The sequence below is a fragment of the Sulfitobacter sp. W074 genome (genome assembly GCF_025142275.1).
GTDB lineage: Bacteria > Pseudomonadota > Alphaproteobacteria > Rhodobacterales > Rhodobacteraceae > Sulfitobacter > Sulfitobacter profundi.
The window spans coordinates 805,059-819,351 of record NZ_CP081130.1 but is presented as its reverse complement, the minus strand read 5'-3'; the positions used below and the strand labels follow the sequence as shown (position 1 = coordinate 819,351).

Sequence of the window (14,293 nt, the reverse complement as noted above, 5' to 3'; positions counted from 1 at the left end):
CGCGCCCTCGTCCTTACCGACCGAACCGTGGCCCGTTTTGATGCATGATGCATCATTTCTATTGAGCCTGCAAATTAAAACTGCAATGCTCCGCCGCAGCGACATCAGACCACAGGGAATGTGATGAAAGTCTTTTTCGACGAACGCCAGCTTGGCCACGCACCGACCCACTACTTTCGGCGCGGCGCGGCCATGCCGCATCAAGAACAGCCACAACGTGCTGAAATTTTACGCGATATGTTGATTGGCGAAGGATTTGAAATCGCCAAACCCCAAGATCACGGGCTGGCCCCGATCAAGGCCGTGCATAACCCCGATTACGTCGATTTCCTGCCCGACGCCCATGCTCGTTTTGTGGAAAGTGCGGGCCCCGATGCGCTGGCGATTCCCACGATGCACCCCGGCGTGCGCCGCGGGAAAGAGCCCAAGGACATTCACGGCCAACTGGGCTGGTGGATGACCGACACGTCAACCCCGCTGACCGAAGGATCATGGGACGCCGCCTATTGGTCGGCGCAAACCGCCGTGGAGGCCGCTGAGGCCATCGCCGCGGGCGACCGCGCCGCCTATGCGCTCTGCCGTCCGCCCGGCCACCACGCGATGCGCGATTGCTCAAACGGGTTTTGCTTTTTCAACAACGCCTGCATTGCGGCGGAGCATCTGACCCAGACCTACAAAAAGGTCGCACTGATCGATATCGACGTGCACACCGGCAATGGCTCGCTCGACATCCTCTATGAACGCGGCGACATCTTCTTCTGCTCGCTGCACCCCGACCCGGCCACCTACCCCACCTTCTACCTTGGCCATGCGGATGAAACGGGCGAAGGCGACGGGGCGGGCAAATCGCTGAACCTGCTGCTGGAACAGGGCGCGAGCCAAGATGACGTGCTGGCCTTGCTCGACAAAGGCATCGCCGCGATCCGTGATTTCGGAGCCGAGGCGCTGGTGGTCTCACTGGGTTTTGACATGGCCGCCGATGATCCGCTGGCCGCCGTAAACGTCTACCCCGACGGCTTTGCCGAAATGGCGCGGCGCTTGGCGGCGCTCAACCTTCCCACAGCATTGATCCAAGAGGGCGGCTACCTTGGCCCCTCCCTTGCCGATAACGCAAAATCATTTCTCACGACATTCCGCGAGGCCACAGCATGAGCAAGACACCCAAAGAGATGAATGGCGCTGAAAGCGTTGTCCGCAGCCTGCACGCGGGCGGGGTGGAGGTCTGTTTCGCCAATCCCGGCACCTCCGAGATGCAGTTTGTCGACGCGCTGGACCGGACCAAACTGATGCGCTGCGTCTTGGGCCTGTTCGAAGGCGTGGTGACCGGTGCCGCCGATGGCTATGCGCGCATGGCCGGGAAACCGGCAGTGACCCTGCTGCACCTCGCGCCCGGTTTTGCCAACGCCGCCGCCAACCTGCACAACGCCCGCAAGGCACGGGTGCCGATGGTGAACCTTGTGGGCGACCACGCGCTGCGGCACCAAAAGTATGACGCGCCCCTCTCGGCAGATGTCGAAGGCGCCTGTGCGCCCTTCAGCGATTGGGTGCGTTCGGGCCGGGATGCTGGCAGCTTTGCGGCGGATGCGATGACCGCCCTCGCCGTGGCGCAAAGCAAGCCCGGCAAGGTCGCCACACTGATCGCCCCTGCGGACATCGGCTGGGACGCGGGCGGCAAGATGGCCGAGGCCGTGGCCCCCGCTGCCCCTGCCCCGCTGGATGAACGCGCGCTAGATGCCGCGATCAACGCTTTGGAGAGCGGTGAGAAAACCGTTCTGCTGGTCGGCAGCGCGGTGCTGGAAAGCCAAGAAGCGATGGCCCTACTGCACGGCATCGCAGAAAAGACCGGGGCCGACATCCTCGCGCCCACCTCGAACCGCCGGATGGAGCGCGGACAGGGCCGCTTTGCGATCAACAAAGTCCCCTACCCGATCAACGCGGCCCTTGAATGCCTTGCCCCCTACAGCCGCGCGATCCTGATTGAGACGCCACCCCCCGTGGCCTTCTTTGCCTATCCCGGCAAGCCGAGCCTGCTGCTGCCGGTCGATTGCCACACCGTCACATTGGCCGCCGTCGATGCGGACGGCTCCACGGCTTTGGCCGCACTCGCAGACCGCATCGGCGCGAAACCCGCCACCCCGCGCGACCACGAACGACCCGCCGCACCGCAGGCAGGCGGCATCACCCTGCAAAACCTCGGCGCGGCCTTGGCGAACGCATTGCCCGAAGATGCGATTGTGGTGGATGAAGCCGTCTCCTCCGGCGGAGCCACCTTCCCCGCGGGCGACAGTGCGGCGCCGAACACGTGGCTGGCCCTGACCGGCGGGTCCATCGGCATCGGTATCCCGCTTTCTGCCGGAGCGGCCATCGCCTGCCCCGACCGTCCGGTCATCACGCTGCAGGCAGATGGCTCGGCCATGTACACCATCCAAGGACTCTGGACCCAAGCGCGCGAGAACTCCAACGTCACCACGATCATCCTCGCCAATCAGTCCTATGAGATCCTCAAGGGCGAATTGCACAACGTCGGCGCGCAGCCCGGCCCCGACGCGCTGAGCATGCTGAACCTCGACCGTCCGCAATTGGATTTCGTTGCCATGGCCAAGGGCATGGGCGTGCCGGGCAAACGGGTCGAAGACGTGACCGAGCTGATGCGCGCCATCGAAGACGCGGCGAAAGAACCCGGCCCTTTCCTCATCGAAGCGATGCTTTAACCCCTCGAAAGGACACGACATGACCCTCGATCCTGATCTGAAATCCCGCATCCTTCAGGCCGTTGAAGATGGCTTCGCTGAGCAAGTGAGCTTTACCCAACAACTCGTGCAGACCCCTTCGCTGCGCGGCCATGAACATGCGATCCAAGACCTGCTGTTTCGCAACCTGCAAAGCCGTGGCTACGCGATGGACCGTTTCAAGATGGACCGCGCCGCGATTGAGGCGCACCCCGGCGGCTCGAGATACTCGGACGATCACTCCGACGCGCCCATCGTCGTGGGCATCCACCGCCCGCGCGATGAGGCGGGCCGCTCGCTGATCCTGCAATCGCATCTCGACGTGGTGCCCGAAGGGCTGCACGACATGTGGGATGATCCGCCCTACTCGGCCAAGATCGGCGGCGACTGGATGTATGGCCGGGGCGCAGGCGATATGAAGGCGGGTGCTGCGGCGAATATCTTTGCCCTAGACGCGCTGCGCCGCATTGGGTTGCAACCAGCGGCGACTGTCTATGTGCAATCCGTGGTCGAAGAGGAATCCACCGGCAACGGCGCGTTGCAGACGTTCCTACAAGGCTACACCGCCGATGCGGTTTTCATTCCCGAACCCGAAGAAGAAATGTTGGTGCGCGCCAATACCGGCGTCATCTGGTTTCAGGTGCAGGTGCGCGGCGTGCCCGTCCATGTGCGCGAAATGGGCGAAGGCGCCAATGCGATTGACGCGGCGACCCGGGTTATGACCGCCCTGCGCGAGATGGAGGAAGACTGGAACGCCGAGAAAGGCGACCACCCGCATTTTGAAGACGAAGCGCATCCGATCAACCTCAACATCGGCAAGATTGAAGGCGGCGATTGGGCGTCATCGGTGCCGTCATGGTGCAATATCGATTGCCGCGTTTCCATCTATCCGGGCCGAAGCGCCGAGGATGCCGCGCGCGAGATTACCGAGCGGGTCAAAGCCTTTGCCCAGACCGACAACTTCCTGTCCAACAACCCGCCCGAAGTGGTCTTTAACGGCTTTCACGCCGAAGGCTATGTGCTGGAGCCGGGCAGCGAGGCCGAAGCGGTGCTGGAACGCGCCCACGAAGACGCCATCGGCGCGCCGCTGCAGTCTTTCATGACGGCGGGCTATCTCGATACGCGGGTCTATGCGCTGTATAACAAGATCCCGGCGCTCTGTTACGGGCCGAAGTCGCGCAACATCCACGGGATCAATGAATCCGTCAGCCTGAGTTCGGTCAAGAAAATCACCCAAGCCATGGCGCTGTTTATCGCCGAATGGTGCGGGACCGAGGACATCACCCCATGACCGAGGTCGGGATCACGCCTCAGGGCGGCCTGCCCCCCTTCCTCAGCGGCGTGCTGGTCGAAGAGAGCGGCAACAAGACCGATCTTCTAGCGCAAGATCCGCCCGCCTTTGACGCGGCGCGCGCGGCAGAGGTTGCCTTGCAGCGCTATGGTATCTCAGGCGAAATCAAGCCGCTTGCGGCGGAAAAGGATGCGAATTTCCTGATCACCCTGCCCACCGGGCAACAGGCGCTGCTGAAGATCACCAATGCCGCCGAAGAGCGTGCCGTGACCGATATGCAGACCGCAGCCCTGATGCATCTGGCCTCTGCTGATCCCGATCTGCCGGTGCAGCGCATCTGCGCCAGCCTCAATGGCAAGGCGGCCGAGGTTGCCACAGCGGCTGACGGTCAGCCCCATGTCGTGCGGCTCATGACCTTCCTTCGCGGCACTGTCCTCAGCAATGCCACGCCGCGCCCCGGCCTGCACCGCGCCTTGGGGGATTTTCACGCGCGGGTCACCCTTGGTCTGCGCGGTTTTTTCCATCCGGCGGGGGGGCATTTCCTGCAGTGGGACATCAAACAGGCGGGCCATCTGCGCCCGCTGCTGGCGGATGTGCAAGACGCCGCCCTGCGCGCCCAACTGGGGCGAACCCTCGATCACTTTGATGCAGAAGTCGCGCCCCAGCTTCCACATCTGCGGGCACAGGTCGTCCATAACGATTTCAATCCGCACAATATTCTGGTCGACGGACCAGAGGCGCAGCATCCCGTCGGGCTGATTGATTTCGGTGACATGGTGCATACGCCGCTGGCCTGCGATCTGGCGGTGGCTTGCTCCTATCAACTCGGCCAAGGCGCTGAGCCGCTACAAAACGTCTGCGAGATGGTCGCGGGCTTTGCCGCACGGCTGCCGCTGGAGGCCGAGGAAATCGCGCTTCTGCCCAGTCTGATCCGCCTGCGCCATGCCACCACCTTGGCAATCGGCGCTTCCCGCGCCCGGCGCTATCCCGATAACGCCCCCTATATCCTGCGCAACGCCGCCGCCTCGCAACGCGGGCTGGCAGCACTCGACGAAATTGCCGACGCCGCCGCGATCAAAGCCCTGCACCGTGCGGCGGGAACGGAGTGACCGATGACCATGATCAACGCCTATGACAGCGCCCAAGCCGAGGCCCTCAGCCCGGACGACCGCGCCCTGATCGACCGCCGCGCCAAGGCGCTCGGCCCCGCCTACCGGCTGTTTTACGACCAACCGCTGCACATTGAGCGCAGCGAAGGCGTCTGGCTGTGGGACAAGGACGGGCGCAAATACCTTGATGCCTATAACAACGTCGCCTCGGTCGGTCATTGTCATCCGCGCGTGGTCGAGGCGATTACTCAGCAGTTGGGCGTGCTGAACACCCACACCCGCTATCTACATGAAAACGTGGTGACTTACGCCGAACGGCTGCTCGCCACAATGCCCGACGCACTCGGCCATGTGATGTTCACCTGCACCGGGTCCGAGGCGAATGACATCGCCCTGCGCATCGCCCGCAGCTATACCCGGCGCGAAGGGGTCATCGTCACCCGCCTTGCCTATCATGGGCTGACCGAGGCGGTGGCGGAACTGTCCCCCTCCTTGGGGGATTTCACCCCGCGCCGCCCGCGCATCCGGCTGATCGACGCGCCCGACACGCTCCGCATCCCCGAGGCGCAGCAGGGCGCGAAACTCGCCGCCGATCTGGCCCAAGCGATTGCCGAGATACGCGCCGATGGGATCGAGCCTGCGGCCTTCATCGTCGATACGATCTTTTCCAGCGACGGGCTGCACCCCGATCCGGCGGGGTTCCTGCAACCGGCGGTCGATCTGATCCGCGCCGAGGGGGGGCTTTTCATCGCTGACGAAGTGCAGCCTGGCTTTGCCCGCACCGGCGATGCCTTCTGGGGGTTCCAGCGCCACGGGCTGGTGCCTGACATGGTCACGATGGGCAAGCCGATGGGCAATGGCTTCCCCCTTTCCGGCACCGCGATGCGGCCAGAGCTGGTGCAAGAATTTGGCGAAAAGGCACGCTATTTTAACACCTTTGGCGGCAACCCCGTGGCCGCCGCCGCGGGCATGGCCGTGCTCGACGTGATCGCGGATGAAGGGTTGCAGAACAATGCTGCCACGGTCGGCGGGGCCCTCAAGAACGGCCTGCAGGATATCGCGGCGCGTTACCCCGAGATCGGCCATGTGCGCGGCGCGGGGCTGTTTCTGGCCGTTGAGTGCGTCACTTCGCGCGCGACCAATGCCCCCGACGCCGCCCGCGCGAAATTCGTGGTGAACCACATGCGCCAGAATGGCGTCTTGATCAGCGCCACCGGGCCAAGGGCCAATGTGCTGAAGATCCGCCCGCCCCTTGTCTTGCAGCAGCCCGAAGCCGCATTGTTTCTCGACGTGGCAGAGGCCGCCTTTGCTGCGGCCCGCGCCGCGGATGTATAACCCGCCAGCGCCCTACTCCGCCTCGCGCAAGGACCGCTCCCGCGCGCGGGCCTCGGTCAGCCATTCCGGATCCATCTGCGGCACCGAGGTCAGCAACCGTTTGGTATAGGCCTGCTTTGGCGCGCCGAAGATCTCATCGCGCCCGCCCTGTTCGACGATCTGGCCGTTCTTGAGCACGATCACCTTATGGGCAATCGCCTCAACCGTGGCCAGATCATGGGTGATGAACATAAAGGTCAGGTGCAGCTCGGTCTGCAAACGCACCAACAGCCGCAAGATCCCCTCGGCCACCAGTTGATCAAGCGCGCTGGTCACCTCGTCGCAGATGATAAACTCAGGCTCGGCGGCCAGCGCACGGGCGATGCCCACGCGCTGCTTCTGACCGCCGGAAAGCTCGCTGGGTTTGCGGTCAAGGAAGGCGCGGTCAAGATCGACCAGATCCATCAGTTCCTCCACCCGCGCCCGAAGCACCCGGCCCTTGCGGCCCGTGAACTTGCGCACCGGACGGGACAAAATCTCGCGGATATTGTGGCGCGGGTTCAGCGAGGTATCCGCCGATTGATAGATCATCTGGATATTGCGCAGCGTCTCGGCCCCGCGTTTGGCCAATCGCGGTTCCAGCGGCGCGTCGTTCCAGAAAAACTGCCCCGAGGCGGGGGGCAGCAGCCCCGCGATCACCCGCGCGAGAGTGGATTTCCCCGACCCGCTTTCCCCCACCACCGCCGTCGTCTGGCCGCGCGGAAAGGTGAAGTTGAGATTGTCCAACACGGTCATCGGCCCATAGGCCGCCGAAACTCCCTCGCAGCGGATCAGCGCCGGAGCCTCCCCCGCCTCTGCATCGGGGCGGCGAAACGACCGCACGGCCCAGAGCGACCGGGTGTAATCCTCTTGCGGGGCGTCCAGCATGATTTTGGTCGGCGCGGTCTCGACCGCCTCACCGTCTTTCATCACGCAGATGCGGTCGGCCATCTGGCTGACCACGGCAAGGTCATGCGTGATGTAGATCGCCGCCGTGTCATATTGCTCGACAATATCGCGGATGGCGCCCAGCACTTCGATCTGGGTGGTGACGTCCAAGGCGGTCGTCGGCTCGTCAAAGATGATCAGGTCGGGGCGGCAGGCCATGGCCATGGCCGTCATCGCCCGCTGCAACTGGCCGCCCGACACTTGGTGCGGATAGCGAAAGCCGATCTCTTCGGGGTTGGGCAATTGCATCTGACGGTAGAGTGCGACGGCGTCCTGCTCTGCCGCCGCGCGGCCAGAGACACCGTGCAGTCGCGGCGCTTCGGTATATTGGTCGATCAGCGTCTTGGCGGGGTTAAAGCTTGCCGCGGCGGACTGGGCGACATAGGCGATCCGCTTGCCGTGCAGACGGCGCAATTGCCCGCCCGCCATGCCGATCAATTCGGTCCCGTCGAATTCGACGCTGCCCCCGGCAAAGCGCACCCCGTCGCGGACATAGCCCATCGCCGCCAACCCGGCTGAGCTTTTGCCCGCGCCGCTTTCACCGACAAGGCCCAGCACCTCACCCCGGTCGAGTTCCAGATCGAGCCCTTTGATAATCACACTGGGCCGCGCGCGGCTGCCTGCCTCAAGCCGGAGACCGCGAATGTTCAGAAGATTTCCCATATGCTTGGCCCCTGCTCGGTTAACTTTTCAGACCGCTGGCGCGGTGCAGCATCCAATCGACGATCAGGTTGATCGCAACGGTCAGCAAGGCGATGGCCGCCGCCGGGATCAGCGGGGTGATATCCCCGAAACTGATCAAGGTGGCGTTTTCCTTTACCATCGACCCCCAGTCCGCCGTGGGTGGCTGGATCCCGATGCCAAGAAAGGACAGCGCCGCGATAAAGAGGAACACAAAACAAAAGCGCACCCCAAACTCGGCGATCAGGGTCGACCAGATGTTGGGCAGAATCTCGCGCCGTAGCAGCCATGGCGTGCGCTCTCCGCGCAGCCTTGCGGCTTCGACGAAATCAAGGCCGACCACATTCATCGCCGCAGCCCGCGACAACCGGTAGACCGGCGCCACATAGATCACCGCGATCACCCCGACCATATTCGGGATCGACGGGCCGACGATGGCCAAGAGCATCAGCGCCAAGATCAGCGGCGGCACGGCCATCAGCACATCGACCAAGCGCGACAGGACTTCGTCCAGCCAGCCGCCTTTGAGCGCGGCCAGCATCCCCAGCGTCGACCCGACCGAAAAGGAAATAGCCGTCGTCAGCAGCGCCAGCCCGACCGTATTGCGCGCGCCAAAGATCATGCGCGACAGCATATCGCGGCCCAGATTGTCGGTGCCCAGCGGATGCGCCGCACTCCATGGCAAATAGGCATCGCCTACCACCTGCGTCTCGCCATAGGGCGCGACGATGGGCGCGAATATCCCCGTAAAGGCGACGATGGCCAGCACCACCATCCCAAAGATCGCCGAGGGGGGCGCGGATTTCAGCAAAGATTTCATCGTTATCTCCCGTGCCGCAGACGCGGGTTCGACATGATCGAGATGATGTCGGCCAAGACGTTGAGCGTGATATAAACAGCGGCAAAGAACAGCCCCACCGCCTGCACCACCGGGAAATCCCGGCTGGAGACCGCATCCACCAGTAACTGCCCAAGACCGGGGTAGGAAAAGACGACCTCTACCACCACCACGCCGACCACCAGATAGGCAAGGTTCAGGGCCACGACATTGACGATCGGCGCCAATGCGTTAGGCAGCGCGTGCTGCACGATGATGCGCCAGCGCGGCACACCTTTAAGGCGCGCCATCTCGATATAGGGCGAGGCGAGCACGTTGATGATGGCCGCCCGCGTCATCCGCATCATATGAGCGACAACCACCAGAATAAGCGTCAGCGCGGGCAGAAAGCTGCGGTAAAGCGCGTCCCACAGCCCCGTGGCGCTGTCGATCCGCGCCAGCGTCGGAAAGACGCCGGCCTTGATCGACAGAAACAGGATCAGCACGTAGCCCACGAAAAACTCCGGCATGGAGATCGCCGAAAGCGCGGTCAAATTGACGCCCCGGTCAAACAGCGTGTTGCGCCACAGAGCGGCCAAAAGACCAAGGATCACCGCCAGCGGAGCGGCGATGGCGGCGGCATAGGTGGCCAAGAACATGGTATTGGCAAGGCGCGGCCCCAAAAGCTCGGACACCTCGCGCCCCGAGGCCAGCGAGGTGCCAAAATCACCGCGCAACACGCCGCTCAGCCAATCGAAATAACGAAGATGCGCGGGCTGATCGAGGCCCAGTTCGGCGCGAAATGCCGCGAGGGTCGACTCGGTCGCTGATTGGCCAAGGATCTGCTGCGCCAGATCACCGGGCAAGAATTCGATGCCAACGAACATGAGGGCGGATACGACAAAAAGGGTCAGAATGCCGAGGGACACTCGGCCGATAACAAGCTTCTGAAGCCGGGACATTTTAAGGTTTTCTCCGGCCCGGATCGGGCCATTGGTGCGGGAAACGGACGGCCCCTTGGGGCCGCCCGGATGAGGCTGTGGCTTAGGACATCCACCAGCGTTCGATGAAGCGCTGGCTGTCGAGATCCCACATCTCGGACACTTCCTCAGGCATCTGAACGCTTTCGCTCATGGCCGAGACATATTGACCAAAGGCCGGGATCAGCGCGCCGCCCTGCTCTTTCACGATCTTTTGCATCTCGCCGTACATCTCGGCGCGGCGGGTCTGGTCCAGCTCAGGCCGCGCTTGCAACAGCAACTCGTTAAAGCGCTCGTTGTCCCATTTGGTCTCGTTCCACTCCGCATCGGCGGCATAGCCGGTCGAGAACATCAGGTCAGGCGTCGGACGGCCACCCCAATAGGAGCAGCAGAAGGGCTTTTGCAGCCAGACATTCGACCAATAGCCATCATCCGGCTCACGCTTCACCTCGATGTTCAGCCCCGCAGGCCGCGCGTTTTCGGCAAAGAGAACCGAGGCATCCACCGCCCCGTTAAAGGCAGCATCCGAGGTGGACAGCGTCACATCAAGGCTTTCAAGCCCCGCCTGTTTCAGGTGGTACTTCGCCCGCTCCGGATCATAGGTGATCTGCTCAAGGTCGTCGTTGTAATAGGGCATGGAACGCGAGATCGGTTGGTCGTTGCCCACGGTACCATAGCCGCGCAGAACCTTTTCGATCATATCTTCGCGGTTGATGCCGTATTTCAACGCCATCCGCACGTTCACGTCATCAAACGGGGCCGTGTTGGTCTGCATCGGCATGATGTAATGCAGCGTGCCGTCTTGGGTGTGGATCTTCACGTTGGGCGCGCGGCCCAGCAGGTTGATCGTCTTGAGGTCGGGCCGGTCGATCAGGTCAACCTCGCCGGTCATCAGCGCGTTCATCCGGGCCGCCGGATCGCCGACTTTCAAGATCACGACCTTGTCGAAATGCGCGCGGCCCTCTTTCCAGTAGTCATCGCGGCGCGTCAGTTCGACCCGTACGCCCGGCTCGAAAACGTCGATCACATAGCCGCCTGTGCCGATGCGGCTGTTGGGGTCGATCGTGCCATCGCCGGTGTCTTGGCGAATCCCGAGGTGGTAGTCATTGAAGATAAACGGGAAATCCGCGTTCCCTGCGGCCAGTTCAAAGATCACGACCTTGTCGCCATCGGCACGGATGTCGGTGATCTGCTCAAGCAGCGGTTTGATGCCGGATTTGGACTCTGGCCCCATGTGGTGACGGATCGAGGCGATCACATCATTCGCTGTCGCCGTTTTGCCGTCCGAGAATTGCGCGTTGTCGCGCAGGCGGAAGGTCCATGTGGCGGCATCGCTGCTGGCCTCAAAGCTCTCAGCCAAGTCGGGCTGGGCGGTGCCGTCGGGGGCGATTTCCGTCAGAGTGTTGAAGACCGCATAGCCGCTGGCAAACATGAAGTCGTTGTTGAAGGTTGCGGGATCAAGGCTGTCGGAGGTCGACCCTTGGGTGAAGCCAACCCGCAGCGTGCCACCCTTTTTGGGCTGAGCCTGTGCCCGTGCGCCCTGTGGCAAGATCAGCCCTGCCCCCACCGCAGCCGCGCTCCCGGCTAGAAAACTGCGACGGCTCGGTCCGTTTTGACGTTTTGTGAAATTGGTCATTGTATCCCCCTATGTTTGTTTTCTTGGTCAAGCGCTCTGACAAAGCGCTCGGCGTAATGGTCGGTTACGCGGCGTTTACCGCCGCCCCTCGCAGTGGCATGGGCCAGTCGCCCCACCTGCTATCGCGGTCGAAACACCGCCATCGCTGAACGACAGCGCGTCTCTGCCTGCAATGCGATCAGCCGCGGCAGTTTGCCCGCCGCAACGATCTTGGTCATAGGCATAGCCGGTTCCACCGCCGGGGTATAGATGCCCGGCGCGCGTGTCGCGAAGTTACGCTACGGCTAGAGAGGTTTTTCGGGGAGAACAAAGTGTTGTGGCCGGACTAGGAATGCGCCGAGCGCATCGACCTTTGCCGCGAGCGCCGCAAGACCGTGGGGCTGATCCCGCCCCGTCCGCGGCACCGCTTAGGGTATTTTTCGCCCGACAATAATAACTGAGCGATGCGAGAAAGCAGCGCGGGAATTTCGCACTGCTTTCGCGTTCACTTCTCTTTCTTCACCGCCTTTTGCGGGTTCTTTGGATCGAACTCCTCAGGACGGTGCGCCGCGCCTTCGTGGTCATCCTGCGCATTGTGGCGCTCCCGGTGGGGTGGGCGTTTCTCTTTGGCGTGATCTGGCTCGTTTGGCATGACGTTCTCCTTTCGGGCTGTTAATGCGGTCAGCGGCCTGTATTCGGGGCTTCATCAGCATAGACGCCGACCATCTACTGCGCGTTGTCACTCATCGGGCGCGGCACCGTGGGGCGCCATTCCTATGGTATAAATTGCCACATCGGGGTCGGTGTTCCGAAAGAGTTGGTCAGCCCCCCCCTACCGGCAGGAAATGACCGACCTGTGGTTGAAGCGCGCAGAGACCTAAGCGCCGCCCCGGGCCGCCCTCCTGCCCCGGAACCTTTTGATAAACCGCCCGTTATCCCCTTGCGATCCGGCCCGAAGGAATAAAGAGATGACGCCCCGCAAAGCCACGCCGCACGGTGCCAAAGGCGTGGGAAACCCACTCAACTTTACGACTGCAATGCTCCTCGCGGGGGTGAGCCTGCTTGCCGCCTGCGACGATCTGCGGTTCCCTCGCGATGTGGAAGGAACCCTCGAGACCGTTCTCTCCGACCAAGAAATGACCGTCGCGGTATCGGAAAACCCGCCATGGGTCGTGTTGCCTGACAGTGGCCCGCCACAGGGTGTCGAAGCCGATCTGGCGCGCGCCTTTGCCGAAGAATTGGGGGTCGCCATCGAATGGAAGCCTCTCGGCGCATTCGCGGCGCTGGAGGGGTTGGAAAAGGGCGATATCGACCTCGCCATCGGGAGCTTTGCCCGCAAAGACGTGACCAAGGTGAAAGGTGCTGCGCCAAGCTATACCTATTTCGAAGAAGCCTTTGTCATAGGCAGCCGCACGCCAAACGCCCGGCCCCATGACATCGAAGATCAGCAGGTTTTCGTACCACCCCACCTCCCCCTCGCCGCACTGGTGGCGGAGGAAGGCGGCATTCCGGTAGACCAATGGACCGAGGATCAGACCCTCGCCGCCCTTCCGCATTGGCAACTTGCGGTGAAAGACCTTGCCGCGACCGAAACGACGCTGGACCGGGCGGAACATGTCGTCGCCGTGCAGCAAGGCGAGAACGCTTGGCTGATGAAGATCGAGGATTTCTTCCGGCGCGAGGCCGGGACCATCGGGGCGCGTTTGCGCGCCTATGCACCGTGACCCGTTCCATCCGCACCATGCCCGAGGCGCAAAAGAGGGCGCTCCACCGGGCCCGTTGGTTGGAGGCCATCTGGCTCGTCGTCTTGGCCTCCATCGTGGCCGCGATTTACTTTGCGGTGGGCAGCAGCCAAGCGATGAAAACCGCATGGATCGAAGACCTGCTCAGCTTTGTACCGCCCATCGCCTTTCTCGTGGGGTCATGGATCGAGGGGTGGAAACCGAACCGCCGCTTCCCGCTGGGGTATATCCGTGTCACCTCAATCGCTTATCTGATCAGCGCGGTGGCCCTTGGCGGCGTGGGGATATTTCTCATCGTCGATTCCTCCATCGCCTTGATCAAACAAGAGCACCCTACCATCGGCAGTGTCGAACTCTTTGGTGCCACCATCTGGTTCGGCTGGGTGATGATCGCGGCGCTGGCCTATAGCGTCGTGATGCCGGTCATTTTCGGCCATCTAAAGATGAAGCCCGCCAAGATGTTGCATGACAAGACCCTCTACGCGGACGCCATGATGAACAAGGCGGACTGGATGACGGGGCTTGCCGGGATCGTGGGCATCCTCGGGATCGGGATGGGCTGGTGGTGGGCCGATGCTGTCGCGGCCATCGTGATCGCGTTGGACGTGCTTCACGACGGCTTCAAGCATACCGGCGCGGCGATCCGCGACCTCAGCGATGAGATGCCCCGGACGATCGAAGACAAAGAGTTCGATCCCCTGATCGAAGAGGTTCAAAAGACCTTTGGAGCGCTGCCGTGGGTGCGCGAAAGCCGCCTGCGTCTGCATGAGGAAGGGCGTTTTCTGACCGGCACGATCTACGTCGTGGCCCATGAGAACGGCTGTTCTGCGGAAAGGATCGAGGCGGCGGAGGCAAAGCTGCTGGACCTGCACTGGCGTATCCACGACATCTCGATCATGCCACGGACCAAGATCGAGGCATCGGTCACGATTAAAGGCGTCGATGACGGCACTTTGCCTTTGCGATCCGGGGCGCGGCGGCATCCAGTGGGCTGAGTACGATTTCTGTGAAAGAGGCTGAACTGAGCC

General features: G+C 62.7%; 12 protein-coding genes. 7 read left to right on the top strand and 5 right to left on the bottom strand.

The features are described 5' to 3' along the window. Positions 1-123 precede the first annotated feature (123 nt). Genes K3762_RS03955 through K3762_RS03935 form a run of 5 tightly spaced genes read left to right on the top strand, consistent with a single transcriptional unit; the run spans position 124 to position 6,464 of the window. On the top strand, positions 124-1,152 hold the full coding sequence (locus tag K3762_RS03955) for a histone deacetylase family protein (RefSeq protein ID WP_260011658.1): 1,029 nt from the start codon (positions 124-126) through the stop codon (positions 1,150-1,152). Beyond that, positions 1,149-2,711, top strand: coding sequence for an acetolactate synthase large subunit (locus tag K3762_RS03950; RefSeq protein WP_132444945.1), 1,563 nt, complete (start codon positions 1,149-1,151; stop codon positions 2,709-2,711). The genes K3762_RS03955 and K3762_RS03950 overlap by 4 nt, the downstream gene beginning before the upstream one ends. 19 nt (positions 2,712-2,730) lie before the next feature. Then, positions 2,731-4,020, top strand: coding sequence for an ArgE/DapE family deacylase (locus K3762_RS03945; protein ID WP_132444943.1), 1,290 nt, complete (start codon positions 2,731-2,733; stop codon positions 4,018-4,020). Then, on the top strand, positions 4,017-5,129 hold the full coding sequence (locus K3762_RS03940) for a phosphotransferase (protein ID WP_132444941.1): 1,113 nt from the start codon (positions 4,017-4,019) through the stop codon (positions 5,127-5,129). Before K3762_RS03945 ends, K3762_RS03940 begins: the two co-directional genes overlap by 4 nt. A 3-nt stretch (positions 5,130-5,132) precedes the next feature. Then, positions 5,133-6,464, top strand: coding sequence for an aspartate aminotransferase family protein (locus K3762_RS03935; protein WP_132444939.1), 1,332 nt, complete (start codon positions 5,133-5,135; stop codon positions 6,462-6,464). A gap of 12 nt (positions 6,465-6,476) precedes the next feature. Here K3762_RS03935 and K3762_RS03930 read toward each other — a convergent pair whose 3' ends face one another. The 5 genes from K3762_RS03930 to K3762_RS03910 form a co-directional block, all read right to left on the bottom strand. Further along, a complete protein-coding gene (locus K3762_RS03930; RefSeq protein ID WP_132444937.1) occupies positions 6,477-8,093 on the bottom strand; it encodes an ABC transporter ATP-binding protein in 1,617 nt (538 codons plus the stop codon). 19 nt (positions 8,094-8,112) lie between these two features. Continuing rightward, on the bottom strand, positions 8,113-8,931 hold the full coding sequence (locus K3762_RS03925; protein WP_206054308.1) for an ABC transporter permease: 819 nt from the start codon (positions 8,929-8,931) through the stop codon (positions 8,113-8,115). A 2-nt stretch (positions 8,932-8,933) separates the two neighbouring features. Then, positions 8,934-9,890, bottom strand: a complete 957-nt coding sequence (locus K3762_RS03920) for an ABC transporter permease (protein WP_132444935.1) — start codon at positions 9,888-9,890, stop codon at positions 8,934-8,936. Between the two features lie 82 nt (positions 9,891-9,972). Continuing rightward, the gene (locus K3762_RS03915) at positions 9,973-11,544 is read right to left on the bottom strand and encodes an ABC transporter substrate-binding protein (RefSeq protein ID WP_132444933.1); all 1,572 of its coding nucleotides are present in this window, start codon (positions 11,542-11,544) and stop codon (positions 9,973-9,975) included. Positions 11,545-12,028: 484 nt separating this feature from the next. Then, complete coding sequence (locus tag K3762_RS03910) at positions 12,029-12,175, bottom strand: hypothetical protein (RefSeq protein ID WP_162931808.1); 147 nt, start codon at positions 12,173-12,175, stop codon at positions 12,029-12,031. 316 nt (positions 12,176-12,491) lie between these two features. On the opposite strand from K3762_RS03910, the gene K3762_RS03905 reads away from it, so the two are divergent. Both K3762_RS03905 and K3762_RS03900 read left to right on the top strand, forming a co-directional pair. Further along, positions 12,492-13,247 carry an ABC transporter substrate-binding protein gene (locus K3762_RS03905; RefSeq protein ID WP_132444931.1) on the top strand — a complete coding sequence of 252 codons (756 nt, stop codon included), beginning with the start codon at positions 12,492-12,494 and terminating at the stop codon, positions 13,245-13,247. Next, positions 13,244-14,260 carry a cation transporter gene (locus K3762_RS03900; RefSeq protein WP_165935570.1) on the top strand — a complete coding sequence of 339 codons (1,017 nt, stop codon included), beginning with the start codon at positions 13,244-13,246 and terminating at the stop codon, positions 14,258-14,260. Before K3762_RS03905 ends, K3762_RS03900 begins: the two co-directional genes overlap by 4 nt. The last annotated feature ends 33 nt before the right edge of the window (positions 14,261-14,293 follow it).

Excerpts from the sequence above, each read along its gene's own strand:
- K3762_RS03955 (WP_260011658.1), top strand. The coding sequence starts at position 124 with ATGAAAGTCTTTTTCGACGAACGCCAGCTTGGCCACGCACCGACCCAC.
- K3762_RS03950 (WP_132444945.1), top strand. The coding sequence starts at position 1,149 with ATGAGCAAGACACCCAAAGAGATGAATGGCGCTGAAAGCGTTGTCCGC.
- K3762_RS03945 (WP_132444943.1), top strand. The coding sequence starts at position 2,731 with ATGACCCTCGATCCTGATCTGAAATCCCGCATCCTTCAGGCCGTTGAA.
- K3762_RS03940 (WP_132444941.1), top strand. The coding sequence starts at position 4,017 with ATGACCGAGGTCGGGATCACGCCTCAGGGCGGCCTGCCCCCCTTCCTC.
- K3762_RS03935 (WP_132444939.1), top strand. The coding sequence starts at position 5,133 with ATGACCATGATCAACGCCTATGACAGCGCCCAAGCCGAGGCCCTCAGC.
- K3762_RS03930 (WP_132444937.1), bottom strand. The coding sequence starts at position 8,093 with ATGGGAAATCTTCTGAACATTCGCGGTCTCCGGCTTGAGGCAGGCAGC.
- K3762_RS03925 (WP_206054308.1), bottom strand. The coding sequence starts at position 8,931 with ATGAAATCTTTGCTGAAATCCGCGCCCCCCTCGGCGATCTTTGGGATG.
- K3762_RS03920 (WP_132444935.1), bottom strand. The coding sequence starts at position 9,890 with ATGTCCCGGCTTCAGAAGCTTGTTATCGGCCGAGTGTCCCTCGGCATT.
- K3762_RS03915 (WP_132444933.1), bottom strand. The coding sequence starts at position 11,544 with ATGACCAATTTCACAAAACGTCAAAACGGACCGAGCCGTCGCAGTTTT.
- K3762_RS03910 (WP_162931808.1), bottom strand. The coding sequence starts at position 12,175 with ATGCCAAACGAGCCAGATCACGCCAAAGAGAAACGCCCACCCCACCGG.
- K3762_RS03905 (WP_132444931.1), top strand. The coding sequence starts at position 12,492 with ATGACGCCCCGCAAAGCCACGCCGCACGGTGCCAAAGGCGTGGGAAAC.